The sequence below is a fragment of the Microbacterium sp. MDV22-iso44 genome, from assembly GCF_058629135.1.
This window is the reverse complement of sequence record NZ_JBZVWS010000001.1, coordinates 653,798-667,613: the sequence shown is the minus strand read 5'-3', so window position 1 is coordinate 667,613 and position 13,816 is coordinate 653,798. Positions and strand designations below refer to the sequence as shown.

Genomic DNA, 13,816 nt, shown 5'->3' with positions numbered 1-13,816 from the left:
CGGGGCCGGCCTTTCGGCGTTTCTCGGATGCCGCGGCGAAGCGATCAGCTCTGGTCGGCGACCGTCGTCAACTGGAGCAGGCCCTCGCCGACGATGGACAGCGCGCCGAGGACGGCGGGGGAGTCCTGCGTCTCCTGGATCAGGGACCGGTAGGCGCTCTCGAGGGGGCCGCGCTTGACGGGATCGGCGACGGCGCCGCCGGCGAGCACCCGAGGCACGAGCACCGTGCCGCCGGCGCGAGCCAGACGCAGCCCGTGCTCGACGTACTCGATGACCCCCTCGGGGTCGGCATCGATGAGGACGATGTCGTAGGACGCCTCGTTCATCCGCGGCAGGACGTCCGCGGCGCGGCCGGTGATGAACCGCACCCGAGCCGGCGGGATGCGGGAATCCGTGAACGCCTTCCGGGCCACGGCGAGGTGCTCGGGTTCCTTATCGATCGTCGTCAGTGTCGCGCGCGGCGACCCGTGCATGAGCCAGAGGCCGGAGACCCCGCCGCCCGTGCCGATCTCGACGATGTTGAGCGCGCGGCCGGCCGCCGCGATGACGGCGCACTGGGCGCCGACCTCGGGGCTGATCGGGTTCGCGCCGATCTCGAGGGCGTGAGCGCGGGCGCGGGCGATGGCCTCGGGCTCGACCGTCGCCTCGGCGGCGAATCGGCGTACCGCTTCGTGATCTCCCATGTCGTGAACCTCCACGCGTCAGCCTAGGCGGGTCGGCACCCCGCAACCCCCAGGCGCACGGGTAACCTGGGAACCATGTCATTCGGGCTCGATCTGGAGAAGATCCTCCTCATCGGACTCATCGCCGCCCTCCTGCTCGGGCCCGAGCGCCTGCCCGGCTACGCCGCGTCCCTCGCGAGGCTCACTCGGCGGGTGCGCCAGTGGCTCGACGGCGCACGCACCCGGGTCAAGGAGGAGATGGGCGATGACTTCGACGAGATCGAGTGGCGCAAGCTCGACCCGCGACAGTACGACCCGCGGCGCATCATCCGCGAGGCGCTGATCGACGACGCCCCGGTGAAGCCCGTCGCGACGACGCCGGCAGCGGCGCTCGCGCTGGCCGAGCCGCCCGCCGTCGAGGCGAGCGCGGACGAGAACCCGGCGGACCTGCGTGCGGTGCCGTTCGACTCCGAGGCGACCTGACGGGCGGCATCCGCCGGCTGTCGTCGGATCAGGAGCGCGAGACGGGCAGCGACCGACCGGCCAGCGAGCGCCGCGTCGTGGCGATCGCATCGGCGATCGCGGAGATCGCCCGCGCCGCGGTGTCCTCGGGCTCGCCGATCACGACGGGGACGCCCACGTCGCCACCCCGCCGGAGCGCGGCGCTCAGCGGGACGGACCCGAGGAGCGGCACCGTGAGTCCGCCGACTGAGAGAGCGGCCGCGACGGCCTCGCCGCCGCCCTGACCGAACAGGTCGAGGACGCTGCCGTCGGGAAGCATGAACGCCGTCATGTTCTCGATGACCCCGATGACCGACTGGCCCGTCTGACGGGCGACGACACCGCTGCGCACAGCGACATCGGCCGCCGCCGCCTGCGGAGTGGTCACGACGAGGACCTCCGCGTGGGGGAGCAGCTGGCCCACCGAGATGGCGACGTCCCCCGTTCCCGGCGGCATGTCGATCAGGAGCACGTCGAGGTCGCCGAAGTGCACATCGGTGAGGAACTGCTGCACCGTGCGATGGAGCATGGGACCGCGCCAGGCGACAGCGGGGGACGCATCCGGGGGGAGGAACATGCCGATCGAGATCGTCTTCACGCCGTGTGCCACGGGAGGCAGCATGAGGTCGTTCAGACGGGTCGGCTGCGGGGGCCGGCCATCCTCGTCGACGAGGCCCAGGAGCCCGGGGATCGAGAACCCGTGGACGTCCGCGTCGATGAGCCCCACGGCGAGTCCGCGGGAGGCCAAGGCGGCCGCGAGATTCGCGGTGACGGTGGACTTGCCCACACCGCCCTTGCCGCTCGTGACGGCGATCACCCGGGTCAGCGAGTCCGCGGTGAAGGGCATGCGCTTGGTGCCGCGGATCCGTTCCACGAGGGCGGAGCGCTCCGCCGCGGTCATGACGCCGACGTCGACCGCGACGTCGGCGATGCCCGGGACGGATGCCGCGGCATCCCGCACGTCGCGTTCGATGCGGTCCGCCGCGGGGCAGCCGACGATCGTCAGGGCGATGCCCACACGGGTGATGTCGCCGTCGACGGCCACATCGCGCACCATGTCGAGTTCGCCGAGCGGGCGGCGCAGTTCGGGGTCGATGACGGCCGACACCGCGGCGCGGACCTGCTCGGCGGTCGCGTGCGTACTCACGACGTCGAGTGCTCGTCGCCGGGGCGATCGTGGTCGCGCTCGTCGAGACGATCCAGCAGCGACCTCAGCTCCTGGCGGAGGACGTCGCGGCTCACCACCTCGCTCTGCATGTCGGTGAGCGCCATCCGCAAGGCCACGACCTCACGGGCGAGGTACTCGGTGTCGGCGAGATTCCGCTCGGCCCGCTGACGGTCCTGCTCGATCTGCACCCGGTCGCGGTCGTCCTGGCGGTTCTGCGCGAGGAGGATGAGCGGAGCCGCGTACGAGGCCTGCAGCGAGAGCACGAGGGTGAGGGCGGTGTAGCCGAGCGCCGCGTCGTCGAAGCGGAGCGACTCGGGGCCGATCGTGTTCCAGGTGATCCACGCGACGCAGAAGAGGGACAGGATCAGCAGGAAGACGGGGGTGCCCATCGCCCGGGCGATCCACTCGGTGAAGCGTCCGAACCGATCACGCGACGGCTGCGGCGTGCGGCTGAGGACGCTCGCCCGGCGACCGCGCGGTGCTTCGAACCCCGACTTCGGTGCGCGCGCCATCATCGCCGCACCCCCGGGGTCTGCCGCGGGGCATCCTGCGAACGCCAGTCATCGGGCAGGAGGTAGTCGATGACGTCGTCGACGGTGACGGTGCCGACGAGGTGCCGAGCCGAGTCGACGACGGGGAGCGAGACGAGGTTGTAGCTCGCGAGCAGACGAGCCACCTCGGCGGCGCTGGCCGAGACGGTGACCGGCTCCACGCTGTCGTCGATGATGGCGCCGAGCCGCTCGTGCGGCGGGTAGCGCAGCATCCGCTGGAAATGCACGACGCCGAGGAGACGCCCCGTCGGGGTCTCGTACGGGGGCAGCGTGACGAACACCGCCGCGGCCAGCGCGGGGTGCAGTTCGTGACGACGGATGAGGGCGAGGGCTTCGGCGACGGTCGCGTCGGCGGACAGCACGATGGGCTCGCTCGTCATGAGACCGCCGGCCGTGTCGGGCCCGTGCTCGAGGAGGGCCCGGACGTCCTCCGCCTCCTCGGGCTCCATCAGGTCGAGAAGCTGGCCGGCGCGGGCGTCGGAGAGCTGCCCCAGCACGTCGGCCGCGTCATCGGGCTCCATCGCGTCGAGGACGTCGGCGGCGCGCTCGTCGCCGAGGGCCTCAAGGATGTGGACCTGATCGTCCTCGGGCATTTCTTCGAGCGCGTCGGCGAGTCGATCGTCGGGGAGCTCCTCGGCGACCTCGAGGAGGCGGTCCTCGGGGAGATCGAGAAGGGTGTTGGCGAGGTCGGCAGGCTTCAGCTCGGAGTACGAGGCCACCAGCAGCTCGGCGGACTGCGTCTGGCCGGCCACCTGCTCGTCGCGGACGTCGTTCCACTGCGCGAAGGTCGTCGGCCCCTTGGCAAAGGGCGAGGCGCTCGTCTTGGGGCGCCGGAGGAACAACTGACCGACGTGCCATTCGCCGAGGCGGTCGCGTTCGATCGCCACGTCCTCGATGACGGCGGAGCCCGACCCGTCCGTGAGGTGGACGCTGCGGCCGATGAGCTCGGTCATGACGCGCACCTCACCGCCCCGCTGCTCGAAGCGGCGCACGTTGATGAGGCCCGTCGTGATGACCTGACCGCTGGCGATCGAGGTCACGCGGCCGATGGAGAGGAAGACGTTCCTCCTGCCGGGGATCTCGACCACGAGGCCGACGACCCGCGGAGGGTCGTCCTTCCGGTAGATGACAACCACGTCGCGGACCCGTCCGAGCCGGTCGCCCGACGGGTCGAAGACGGCGCACCCGGTCAGGCGCGCGACGAAGACCCGCTGCGTACTCACCCGACCAGCGTAGTCGGCGGATACCTCACGGTTCCTGCGCCGACGCAAAGGGGCTCGTGGGAGACTGACACCATGAGCATGATGGGCGGGGCCCCGAAAGAGCACGGTGCGACGGTCGCGGAGTACACGTCGTACGAAGCGGCGCAGAAAGCCGTGTCGACGTTGATCGCCTCGGACGTGCCCGCCCCGGACATCGCCATCGTCGGGCGCGGACTGCGATCGGTCGAGCGCGTCACGGGGCGTCTGGGGTACGCGACGGCCGCCCGCTCCGGTGCGATCAACGGCGTCCTGCTCGGCCTGCTGTTCGCCGCCATCTTCGTGCTCGGGAGCCCGGGAGCCGTCCTGCAGCTCTTCGTCGGCGTCATGCTCGTCGGCATCGCGATCGGCATGCTCCTGAGCATCATCAGCTACTCGATCCTCCGTCGGCGACGCGACTTCACCTCGGTCACGCAGGTGATCGCCGACCACTACGACGTCACCGTGCTGTCGCGGAGCTTCGGTCGGGCCACCGAGCTGCTCGGTGGGTCGCGCACGTCGGCACCGCGTCCCGCGCCGCCCGTGGATCTGACCGACCCGCCGCGGTACGGCGAACGGATCGAGCCCGGCGCTGCCACTCCGCAGTCCGGGGAACGCGTCGATCCGGCGCCGTCCCCCGCCGCGGGCGAACGCGTCGACCCGGCCGCGCCACCGCAGTACGGCGAGCGTGTCGATCCTGCGCCGGCGCCTCCCGCGACGCCGCCCCAGACCGCTCCCGGTCAGGGAACTCCCGGCCAGCCGACCGGGCAGGCCGCCCCCGACGCTCCGCGATGATCGTCGTCGCCCTGCCCTCGGGCGGGGTCGAGCTCGACGCCTGGATGGACGAGGCGGACGATCCGAGAGCCGTCATCGCTCTCGCTCACGGCGCGGGCGCGGGTCACGAGCATCCGTTCCTGGTGGGTGCCGCGCGGGTGTGGGCGGACGCCGGCTTCACGACGGTCCGCTTCGACTTCCCCTACCGGCACGCCGGGCGACGGATGCCGGGCCCCGCCGCACACGCCGTCGAGACGTGGGCCGCGGTCGAGACGTTCTGCCGCGGGGCGGCACCGGGCCTCCCGTTCGTCGCGGCGGGCAAGTCGTACGGCGGTCGCATGGCGTCGATGGCGGCGGCCGAGGGACGGATCGGGGCTGACGCGCTGGTGTACCTCGGGTATCCGCTGCACCCGCCCGGCCGACCCGAGAACGCGCGCACGGCCCATCTGCCCGCGGTGACCGCGCCGCAGCTTTTCCTGGCCGGCACGAAGGATCCGTTCCTGCAACCGCTCGTCGACCTCGAAGCGGCCGTCGCCGCGTGCCACGATGCGGAGATCCGCTGGTTCGAGGGCGGCGGCCACTCGTTCGAGGTCGCGGGGCGGAAGCTCCCCGCAGACGAGGTGGGTGCGGCGACGGCGCGGTCGGCCGCCCCGTGGCTGAGCGCCCGGCTTCAGCGCCCCGCCGCGTAGCCCTGCACACCCCGGGGGTTGGCGGCGCCCCACAGGATGCCGGTGTCCCGGTCGATCCCGACCGCTGACAGCCGGCCGAGCGACCATTCGCCCGCCCTCGTGACGCGGTGGCCCCGCTCGGCGAGACCGGTCAGGACGGCGTCGTCCAACCGCTCCTCGGCGACGAGGCCGATCGGGTCCCACGTGCGCGGCCAGAACGAGTCGACCATCGCCGCCGTGTGCAGCGTCGGAGCCTCGATGGCCTGCTGCGCGGTGTACGCGCCGACGAGCATCCGCAGCAGCATCGGCAACTGCCACTGGTCCTGCTGGTCGCCGCCGGGTGTGCCCATCGCGATGCGGGTGGTCCCGTCGTGGACGAGCGTCGGGGACAGGGTCGTCCGCGGGCGATCGCCCGGCCGGAGCGCGGCGGGGGAGGCGTCGTCGAGCCAGCACATCTGCAGTCGCGTCCCGAGGCAGAAACCCAGTGAAGGGATCGTGGGGGAGGACTGCAGCCAACCGCCGGACGGGGTGACGGACACGATGTTGCCCCACCGGTCCACGACGTCGATGTGGCATGTGTCGCCCCGGGTGGCGCCGGTGCGGTCGACCGTCGGCTCGCCCGTCCCTGCGGCGGACGCACCCTCCTGCCGGAGCGGTGGCTCCCACGGTCCCGCTCCGGGGAGTGTGGCGGGCCGCCACCGCGACGACGCGCGGTCGCCGATCTCCGCGCGCCGGGAGGCGATGACGGCGTCCGAGAGGAGGGGGCCGGCGTCCGCGCCCTCGCCGAAGTAGGCGTCGCGGTCGGCGAGGACGAGCTTCAGGACCTCGATGACCGTATGCGCACCCGTGAGGGTCGAGGGGTCCAGGTCGGCCTCCGGAAGGGGCTCGAGGATGCGCAACGCCTCGAGCAGGGCGGGTCCCTGGGACCAGGCATCCGCTTTGAACACCGTCCGCCCGCGGAACGGCACCGACAGGGGCGTCTCGTAGCGCGCCGGTGCGTCGGCGAGGTCGTCGGGGGTCAGGACGGCCACATGATCGGTGCCGCTGGAGTGGCGATGCGGACGCGAGAGGAAGGCGCAGGCGTCGGTGAGCAGGCGCCGCCATTCGGCTCGCGCCGCGTCGATGCCGACCGCCCGGTCATCCGCCTGTCCGGCCGCGGCGGCGACGCGCCGGAGGACATCCGCGTACGCGGCGTTGCGGTGAAGGTCGCCTGCCGCCGGGACGCGGCCGTCCACGAGCCACAGCTCGGCCGACGACGTCCAGTGTTCCCGGAACAGGTCGGCGACACGGCCGATGGTGGCTGCGGCCGCCGGCAGCAGCGGATGCCCGTTGTCGGCGTAGTCGATCGCGTACGCCACGACGTCGGCCACCGACCACGTCCCGTGGTCGCGGAGGAGGAGGAGCCATGCGTCGACGGCGGCCGGGATCGCCGCCGCGAGGCCGCCGGCCCCGGGGACGAGATCGAGTCCCTCCCCTCGGAAATGGCTGATCGTCGCGCCGGCGGGCGCCGCGCCCTGGCCCATGAGGACCGTGGGGGCCGCGGCATCCGCCGGTTGGAAGAGTCCGACGAGATCGCCGCCGGGACCGTTGAGGTGCGGTTCGACGATGTGCAGCACGAACCCACCCGCGCAGGCGGCGTCGAACGCGTTGCCGCCGCGCTCGAGCACGGCTTGAGCGACCGCGGTCGCCGTCGCATGGGTCGACGCGGCCATGCCGAACGTCCCCGTCAGCTGGGGTCGCGTCGTGAAAGCGGGCGGCGGTGTGTAGGCGGACGCGGTCATCGATTCAGGCGCGGGCGCGGGCGATCCAGGCCTCGATGTCGTCGGCGGTGCGCGGGATGTGGGCGGAGAGGTTCACCGGCCCGTTCTCGGTCATGAGGATGTCGTCTTCGATGCGCACGCCGATCCCGCGGTACTCCTCGGGCACGGTGAGGTCGTCGATCTGGAAGTACAGTCCCGGCTCGATCGTGAAGACCATGCCCGCCTCGAGCACGCCGTCGTAGTACATCTCCCGTCGCGCTTCTGCGCAGTCGTGCACGTCGATCCCGAGGTGGTGGCTCGTCCCGTGGACCATGTAGCGGCGGTGCTGACCGCCGCGGTCGGCGTCGAGCGCCTCCTCTGCGGTGACCGGGAGCAAGCCCCACTCGGCAGTCCGCGCGGCGATGACCTCCATCGCGGCCTCGTGGATCGCGCGGAACTTCACGCCCGGGCGGGCTGCCGCGAACGCCGCGTCCGCTGCTTCCCGCACGGTCTCGTGGATGCGGCGCTGCACGGGCGAGAACGTGCCCGACACGGGGAGGGTCCGCGTGATGTCGGCGGTGTAGAGGCTGTCGACCTCGACGCCGGCGTCGATGAGGACCAGATCGCCGGGGACCACGGCGCCGTCATTGCGCGTCCAGTGCAGGTAGCAGGCATGAGGACCGGATGCCGCGATCGTGTCGTACCCCTCGCCGTTGCCGTCCGTGCGGGCGCGCAGGTGGAACACGCCCTCGATGGCACGCTCGCCGCGAGGGGTGTCGATGATGCGGGGGAGTTCGGCGACGATGTCGTCGAAGCCGCGACCGGTGGCCTCGACGGCGAGGCGGAGCTGCGCGATCTCGTACGGGTCCTTCACCAGGCGCAGCTCGGAAACGAAGCGCGTGAGCTCGTCATCGGCCTCGAGGGTGAGGTCGTCGTCGGTGCTCGTGAACGCATCGACGTGGGCCGTCGCGAGTCCGAGGTCGGCGGCGACCGCTTCGAGGGAGGGGCGCGGGCCGATCCAGAACTCGCCGATGGAAGCGTCGGCGTAGAACTCGGTCGTCGTGCGATCGGCGCGCTCGCGCAGGTACAGGGTGACGTCGTGACCGCCGTCGACGGGTTCGAAGACCAGGACGGAGTCGGGCACGGCATCGGCGCCCCAGCCGGTCAGGTGCGAGAAGGCGGAGTGGGCACGGAACGGGTAGTCGGTGTCGTTCGAGCGCTGCTTGAAGGAGCCGGCGGGGATGACCAGGCGCGACCCCGGGAACGCGGCCGAGACGGCGGCTCGACGTGCGGCGGCGTAGGGGGCTTCGGCTCGCTGCGGCGGCAGGGAGGCGGGCCGCTCGGCCCATCCGGTCGAGATCGACTCGAGGAAGCCCGCGGGGAAGGGCTGCTTGCGGTTCGTGGTCGCTGCCGCCGGGGTCTCGGTGGTCTCCTGGGCGATGGTGTCGCGCTCGTCGGTGGTCATCTTCCCAGTCTCGCACCGACCGTCGACCTCGTCAGCCCACCGGCTCCAGTTGGACGATGACGGGGCGGTGGTCTCCGCCGGACCCGTCGAGGGAGGTCACCACGACCGAACCGGTGGCGCGCCAGGCATCCGTCGTCATCACGTGGTCGATGGGCGCACCCAGCAGAGCCGGCCAGGCGGTGTCCCAGGTCCCGACCGCGCCGTTGCCCGTCGTCGAGGCGGCGTCGTGGCAGCGTCCGAGGGTGCCGCCGCGGGTGCCGAGCCGGCTCATGTGGTCGATCGTCGCGTTGAAGTCGCCCGCCAGGATGACGTTCGCGCTCGCGCACTGGTCCGCGATCCAGCGGAGGTCGCTGCGCCAGTGCGCCATGTCGTTCTGCCTCGGCGCGACGGCGTGGACGGCGACGACGGTGGGGCCCTCCCCGTTGACGGGCATCGCGACCACGCTCGGCACGACGGACGTGTTCTTCGTCCCGGAGGAGTCCGACTCGACCACGGCGTAGTCGCCGAGTTCGGGGGAGATCAGGAGCGTCGTGTAGGTGGCATCCCACCCCTGGTAGTTCTCCTCGTGCACCCACATGGGGTTGCCGCGCTCGCGCATGGCCACGGCGATCGCCTTGCCGGTCTCGTCGGTGGTCTCGGGGAGAGCGACGATGTCGACGTCCATCGCGATGGCCGTCGTCACGATCGCGTCGACGTCCGTGGCCTCGCCGGCGGTGTTCCACGTCATGACGCGGACGCTGTCGGCGGTCGGCTCGGGGAGCCCGGACGTCCCGAGGCCGCGGAAGGCGAGGATCCCGACGTTCGCCGCGCAGGCGAGGATGCCGATCATCGCGAGACCTGATCCGAAGCCGCGTGTGCGGCGCCCGAGGCACACCAGCAGACCGATGAGCGCGAGGACGGCGAAACCGACGGCGACGACGGGTCGCAGCGACACGAGCTGCGCGATCGGGAAGGTCTGCTCGAGACGGAAGAACTGAGGCCACGTCAGGATCGCTGCGCCGACGGCGGCGGCGATCGTGAAGAGAATCCCCGTCAGTCGCAGCACATCACGACACTAAGCGGGCAGGCTGGGGACTTTCTGCGCGCGGTACGCTCGTGACCATGTCCGCAGGGTCCTCCGCTCCATCGGCCCCGTACGGGCCCGGCGATCTCCACCTGCACTCGGACCACTCCGACGGCACCGAGCCGCCCGCGGTCGTCATGGCCGCCGCTCACCGCCACGGCATCCGGACGGCCGCCCTCACCGATCACGACACCACGTCGGGGTGGGCGGAGGCAGCCGATGCCGCCGTCTCTCTCGGGATGTCGTTCCTGCCGGGGATGGAGCTGTCGGCGCGGCACGAGTGGCGGAGCGTCCACGTGCTCGCCTATCTCATCGACCCCGAGGACGCGGGCCTGCGAGCCCTCACCGATCGCATCCGGCGGTCGCGGCTCACCCGTGCGCGGACGATGGCCGAGCGCATCGGACGCGACTACGACCTCACGTGGGAGGACATCGAGGCGCAGACGGCGGAGGGAGCGACCGTGGGGCGTCCCCACATCGCCGACGCCCTCGTCGCCCGGGGGCACGTCCGCGATCGCGGCGAAGCGTTCGGCGGCATCCTCTCGCCGGCCAGCGAGTACTACGTGGCCCTGTACGCGCCCGATCCGGTCACCGCTGTCGCGGCCGTGGCCGGCGCGGGGGGTGTCCCCGTGATCGCGCACCCCGCCGGGCGGGCGGGACTCCTGCCGAACCGCGTCGTCCGCGGGATGCTCGACGCCGGCCTCGCCGGGTTCGAGCTCGGCCACCGCGAGAACGTCGAGCCCGCGCTCGGGGAGCTGCGGCGCCTGGTCGCGGAGCGGGACCTCATCGCGACCGGGTCGAGCGATTACCACGGTCGCGGCAAGCCGAACGTGCCGGGGGAGAACACCACGTCCGAGGACGCGATCGCGCGGATCGTCGCCCTCGGGACGGGGAGCGCGGTCGTCACGCCGTAGCGCGACGACCCGGCTCAGGCGCCGGCGATCGGTGCTGCGCCGCCGGATCCGCCACGGCGGCGGCGACGGCGCCGCGCGGGGGCGGGCTTGCCGTCGTGGTGCTCCTTGCCGGCCCCGTCATGCGTGCCGGCGCCGTCCACGGCACGGTCCGCCGAATCCGACGTCGAGTTCGCCGAGGCGGATGCCGCGGCGCCGGGCTCCTGCTCGAACGTCGAACCGACCCTGACGTCGTCCCCGCGGCGGCGACGGCGACGACGGCTGGTGCCGGCATCCGCTGACTGGTCCGCGGCGGCGTCTGCAGCCCGGGCGGGCGCCGCGGACGAGCGCGCGGGAGCGGCCTTGGGGGCGGCGGTGATGCGACCCTTGGTGCCGACGGGGATGTCGAGCTCCTCGAACAGGTGAGGGCTCGACGAGTAGGTCTCGAGGGGTTCGGGCTGGCCGAAGTCGAGCGCCCGGTTGATGAGCGCCCACTTGTGCAGGTCGTCCCAGTCGACGAAGGTCACCGCGATGCCCGTCTTGCCGGCACGGCCGGTGCGGCCGGCGCGGTGGAGGTACGTCTGCTCGTCATCGGGGATCGTGTGGTTGATGACGTGGGTCACGTCGTCCACGTCGATGCCGCGCGCGGCGACGTCGGTCGCGATGAGGACGTCGCGCTTGCCCGCCTTGAAGGCGGCCATCGAGCGCTCGCGGGCCTCCTGGCTCATGTCGCCGTGGACGGCGCCGGCGCTGAAGCCGCGGTCGCTGAGCTCGTCGACGAGGCGCTGGGCGGCGCGCTTGGTGCGCGTGAAGATGACGGTCTTGCCGCGACCCTCGGCCTGCAGGATGCGTGCGATGACCTCGTCCTTGTCGAGCGAGTGCGCCCGGTAGACGAGGTGCTTGATGTTGGCCTGCGTGAGGCCCTCGTCGGGGTCGCTCGCGCGGATGTGGATCGGGTTCGACATGAAGCGGCGGGCGAGCGCGACGATCGGTCCGGGCATGGTCGCCGAGTAGAGCATCGTGTGACGGACGGGCGCGACCTTCTGGAAGATCTTCTCGATGTCGGGGAGGAAGCCGAGGTCGAGCATCTTGTCTGCTTCGTCGAGCACGACCTCGGTCGCGTGCGACAGGTCGAGCAGACGCTGGTTGTTGAGGTCGATGAGTCGGCCCGGTGTGCCGACGACGATCTGCGCGCCGGCCTTGAGCTGGTCGATCTGGCCCTCGTACGCCTTGCCGCCGTAGATGGCGACCACGCTCGTGGCGCGGCCCGAGGTCAGCATGTCCATGTCCTCGTAGACCTGGACGGCGAGCTCGCGCGTCGGGACCACGATGAGGGCCTTGACGCCGGGCTCGGGGTTCAGGCCGAGGCGCTGGACGACGGGGATGCCGAAGCCGAAGGTCTTGCCGGTACCGGTCTTCGCCTGGCCGATGATGTCCTGGCCGGGAAGGCCCAGCGGAATCGTCTGCTCCTGGATGGGGAACGTGTCGACGATCCCCTTGGCGGCGAGGGTGTCGACGATGTCCTGGTCGACGCCGAGCTCTGCGAACGTGGTCATGCTTTTCCGTGCCTGTCTGGCGGTGAGATGCCGCCGTGATGTGGGTCCACGCCCTTCACTCAGCCCCAGGCGCGGGGTCCCGATCCGACGCCGGGACGGATCCACCCTACCGGAGGGGTGCCTCCCGCCCCGTAGGCTGGCCCCGTGGTGAGGTGGTTCTGGCAGCGACGGCGACCCCCCGGGCGCATCCTGCGGTTGCGGTCCCGCGATGAGGCGAGCGACGTTCGTCGTGTCGACTTCCAGCAGCTCGCCCCCGACGTCGCGACGTACCTCGGTCAGGCCGCCTACCTGCAGCTCGGCTACGTCGAGACGCTGAGCTCGGTCATCGAACGCAGTCCGGAGCTCGCGCACAAGGAGTCTCTGTCCCGTGCCGCCGGCGCGGCGCTGTTCAAGCATCAGGCCCTCGTGGCGCTCATCCGCGACCGCGGTGACGATCCGCTCGAGCTCATGCTGCCGTTCCGCGAACCGCTCGACGCGTTCCGTCGGGCGACCCACGGCGTCCGTCCCCTCGAGACCATGCTGACGGTGCACGTCACCGCGGGCCTGCTGGACGACTTCTACCTGTCGCTGTCGGGGAGCTACGGCGACACGGGCCGCCGCGCCGCCGCCATCCTCCGAGCGGATGCCGACCGGTCACCGCTCGTCGGCATCATCACCGACGCCATCGCGGCCGACGACGAACTGCGGTCGCTCCTCAGCCTGTGGGGGCGCCGACTCGTGGGCGACACGCTCCTGGTCGCCCGGGGCGCACTCCGCTCGGGCGCCGCAGAGCGCCCGGGTGCGCTCGATCGGGACGACGAGAAGCAGGTCGACCCCGTGTTCACGCAACTGCTCGGCGCGCACTCGCGACGGATGACCGGCATCGGCCTCGACGCCTGAGAGGGCGCGGGCTCCCGAGGAGGCGCGGGCTAGGCGATGCCGAGTCCGGTGCGCGTCTGCGCGTCGTGTGCGGCGCGCAGCCGCGACACCACGAGCAGAGCGGTGGGCGTCACCACGACGGGGACGGCGATGCTCACGAGCCAGATCCATCCCTGATCCGGACCGACCCCGGCCCACGTCATGGCCGTCCAGGTGCCGGCACCCAGCAGGCTCCCCAGCAGGGGGCCGAGGGCCACGCCGCGCAGGGAGCGCAGCGGCAGCGCGTAGTGCGCGGCCGCCCCGGTGATCGCCCCGAAGACCAGTGCCAGGACGACGAGCATGTCAGGCGACGAAGCCGACGCGCCGGGACTGGTCGGTGCCGACCTCGACGAACGTGATGCCCGCCGTGGGGATGAGGTAGGTCGCGCCCTTCGCGTCGGCGAGGGTCACGTAGCTCGCGCCGCTGTCGAGGGCGGTGATGATCGTCTGCTTCACGGCGTCGGCCGTCTCGTTCGAGTCGAAGCCGAGCTCGCGCGAGTTCGCGATGCCGATGCGGATCTCCACGGTGATGCCTGCCTTTCCCGGCCCGGGTCTCCGGGCGCTTCTCGAGCCTACGACACCCGCTCCCGCCGTGGCCGCGGGCCCGCGCTCGCTGTCGGCGAACGCGGCTGCGCCCGGCGCGC

At 72.0% G+C, this 13,816-nt stretch carries 15 protein-coding genes; 5 read left to right on the top strand and 10 right to left on the bottom strand.

Annotation, left to right across the window (positions count from 1 at the left end):
• Positions 1–44 precede the first annotated feature (44 nt).
• Complete coding sequence (locus tag AC4NN1_RS03345; protein ID WP_018188269.1) at positions 45–683, bottom strand: O-methyltransferase; 639 nt, start codon at positions 681–683, stop codon at positions 45–47.
• Between the two features lie 75 nt (positions 684–758).
• Here AC4NN1_RS03345 and AC4NN1_RS03340 point away from each other — a divergent pair, with 75 nt between their 5' ends.
• Positions 759–1,145, top strand: coding sequence for a twin-arginine translocase TatA/TatE family subunit (locus AC4NN1_RS03340; protein ID WP_336123852.1), 387 nt, complete (start codon positions 759–761; stop codon positions 1,143–1,145).
• A gap of 28 nt (positions 1,146–1,173) precedes the next feature.
• Here the strand turns inward: AC4NN1_RS03340 and AC4NN1_RS03335 are convergent, their stop codons facing one another.
• From AC4NN1_RS03335 to AC4NN1_RS03325, 3 genes are read right to left on the bottom strand one after another with little or no spacing between them, the layout of a single operon-like run.
• Positions 1,174–2,310, bottom strand: a complete 1,137-nt coding sequence (locus tag AC4NN1_RS03335; RefSeq protein ID WP_018188267.1) for an Mrp/NBP35 family ATP-binding protein — start codon at positions 2,308–2,310, stop codon at positions 1,174–1,176.
• The gene (locus AC4NN1_RS03330) at positions 2,307–2,843 is read right to left on the bottom strand and encodes a DUF1003 domain-containing protein (protein ID WP_018188266.1); all 537 of its coding nucleotides are present in this window, start codon (positions 2,841–2,843) and stop codon (positions 2,307–2,309) included. Before AC4NN1_RS03330 ends, AC4NN1_RS03335 begins: the two co-directional genes overlap by 4 nt.
• Positions 2,843–4,105, bottom strand: a complete 1,263-nt coding sequence (locus AC4NN1_RS03325) for a magnesium transporter MgtE N-terminal domain-containing protein (protein ID WP_018188265.1) — start codon at positions 4,103–4,105, stop codon at positions 2,843–2,845. Before AC4NN1_RS03325 ends, AC4NN1_RS03330 begins: the two co-directional genes overlap by 1 nt.
• A gap of 72 nt (positions 4,106–4,177) precedes the next feature.
• Here AC4NN1_RS03325 and AC4NN1_RS03320 point away from each other — a divergent pair, with 72 nt between their 5' ends.
• Together AC4NN1_RS03320 and AC4NN1_RS03315 are read left to right on the top strand one after the other, a co-directional pair.
• Positions 4,178–4,915 (top strand): YflT domain-containing protein, encoded by a 738-nt coding sequence (locus AC4NN1_RS03320; protein WP_020097104.1) that lies wholly within the window; start codon positions 4,178–4,180, stop codon positions 4,913–4,915.
• Positions 4,912–5,583, top strand: a complete 672-nt coding sequence (locus AC4NN1_RS03315) for an alpha/beta hydrolase family protein (protein ID WP_336123847.1) — start codon at positions 4,912–4,914, stop codon at positions 5,581–5,583. Before AC4NN1_RS03320 ends, AC4NN1_RS03315 begins: the two co-directional genes overlap by 4 nt.
• Here the strand turns inward: AC4NN1_RS03315 and AC4NN1_RS03310 are convergent.
• From AC4NN1_RS03310 to AC4NN1_RS03300, 3 genes are read right to left on the bottom strand one after another with little or no spacing between them, the layout of a single operon-like run.
• Positions 5,565–7,343, bottom strand: a complete 1,779-nt coding sequence (locus tag AC4NN1_RS03310) for a gamma-glutamyltransferase family protein (RefSeq protein WP_336123846.1) — start codon at positions 7,341–7,343, stop codon at positions 5,565–5,567. The two genes, AC4NN1_RS03315 and AC4NN1_RS03310, sit on opposite strands and share 19 nt — an antisense overlap.
• Positions 7,344–7,347: 4 nt before the next feature.
• Entirely contained in the window at positions 7,348–8,766 is a 1,419-nt protein-coding gene (locus AC4NN1_RS03305) for an aminopeptidase P family protein (protein ID WP_336123845.1), read from the bottom strand.
• Positions 8,767–8,797: 31 nt separating this feature from the next.
• Complete coding sequence (locus tag AC4NN1_RS03300; protein WP_491954543.1) at positions 8,798–9,811, bottom strand: endonuclease/exonuclease/phosphatase family protein; 1,014 nt, start codon at positions 9,809–9,811, stop codon at positions 8,798–8,800.
• Between the two features lie 56 nt (positions 9,812–9,867).
• Here AC4NN1_RS03300 and AC4NN1_RS03295 point away from each other — a divergent pair, with 56 nt between their 5' ends.
• On the top strand, positions 9,868–10,743 hold the full coding sequence (locus AC4NN1_RS03295) for a PHP domain-containing protein (RefSeq protein ID WP_491954542.1): 876 nt from the start codon (positions 9,868–9,870) through the stop codon (positions 10,741–10,743).
• Between the two features lie 14 nt (positions 10,744–10,757).
• On the opposite strand, the gene AC4NN1_RS03290 is transcribed toward AC4NN1_RS03295, so the two are convergent.
• Entirely contained in the window at positions 10,758–12,275 is a 1,518-nt protein-coding gene (locus AC4NN1_RS03290) for a DEAD/DEAH box helicase (RefSeq protein ID WP_491954541.1), read from the bottom strand.
• Between the two features lie 144 nt (positions 12,276–12,419).
• Between AC4NN1_RS03290 and AC4NN1_RS03285 the strand changes: the two genes are divergently transcribed.
• Positions 12,420–13,154: a ferritin-like fold-containing protein gene (locus AC4NN1_RS03285; protein ID WP_491954540.1), complete on the top strand. Its 735-nt coding sequence runs from the start codon at positions 12,420–12,422 to the stop codon at positions 13,152–13,154.
• 29 nt (positions 13,155–13,183) lie between these two features.
• Here the strand turns inward: AC4NN1_RS03285 and AC4NN1_RS03280 are convergent, their stop codons facing one another.
• Together AC4NN1_RS03280 and AC4NN1_RS03275 are read right to left on the bottom strand one after the other, a co-directional pair.
• Positions 13,184–13,474, bottom strand: a complete 291-nt coding sequence (locus AC4NN1_RS03280) for a hypothetical protein (RefSeq protein ID WP_491954539.1) — start codon at positions 13,472–13,474, stop codon at positions 13,184–13,186.
• Position 13,475: 1 nt separating this feature from the next.
• Positions 13,476–13,697, bottom strand: coding sequence for a DUF3107 domain-containing protein (locus AC4NN1_RS03275; RefSeq protein ID WP_018188255.1), 222 nt, complete (start codon positions 13,695–13,697; stop codon positions 13,476–13,478).
• Positions 13,698–13,816: the final 119 nt, after the last annotated feature.

What these genes read in the sequence shown, in the direction of transcription:
- AC4NN1_RS03345 (WP_018188269.1), bottom strand. Translation starts at nt 683, where the DNA reads ATGGGAGATCACGAAGCGGTACGCCGATTCGCCGCCGAGGCGACGGTC.
- AC4NN1_RS03340 (WP_336123852.1), top strand. Translation starts at nt 759, where the DNA reads ATGTCATTCGGGCTCGATCTGGAGAAGATCCTCCTCATCGGACTCATC.
- AC4NN1_RS03330 (WP_018188266.1), bottom strand. Translation starts at nt 2,843, where the DNA reads ATGGCGCGCGCACCGAAGTCGGGGTTCGAAGCACCGCGCGGTCGCCGG.
- AC4NN1_RS03320 (WP_020097104.1), top strand. Translation starts at nt 4,178, where the DNA reads ATGAGCATGATGGGCGGGGCCCCGAAAGAGCACGGTGCGACGGTCGCG.
- AC4NN1_RS03315 (WP_336123847.1), top strand. Translation starts at nt 4,912, where the DNA reads ATGATCGTCGTCGCCCTGCCCTCGGGCGGGGTCGAGCTCGACGCCTGG.
- AC4NN1_RS03310 (WP_336123846.1), bottom strand. Translation starts at nt 7,343, where the DNA reads ATGACCGCGTCCGCCTACACACCGCCGCCCGCTTTCACGACGCGACCC.
- AC4NN1_RS03305 (WP_336123845.1), bottom strand. Translation starts at nt 8,766, where the DNA reads ATGACCACCGACGAGCGCGACACCATCGCCCAGGAGACCACCGAGACC.
- AC4NN1_RS03295 (WP_491954542.1), top strand. Translation starts at nt 9,868, where the DNA reads ATGTCCGCAGGGTCCTCCGCTCCATCGGCCCCGTACGGGCCCGGCGAT.
- AC4NN1_RS03290 (WP_491954541.1), bottom strand. Translation starts at nt 12,275, where the DNA reads ATGACCACGTTCGCAGAGCTCGGCGTCGACCAGGACATCGTCGACACC.
- AC4NN1_RS03280 (WP_491954539.1), bottom strand. Translation starts at nt 13,474, where the DNA reads ATGCTCGTCGTCCTGGCACTGGTCTTCGGGGCGATCACCGGGGCGGCC.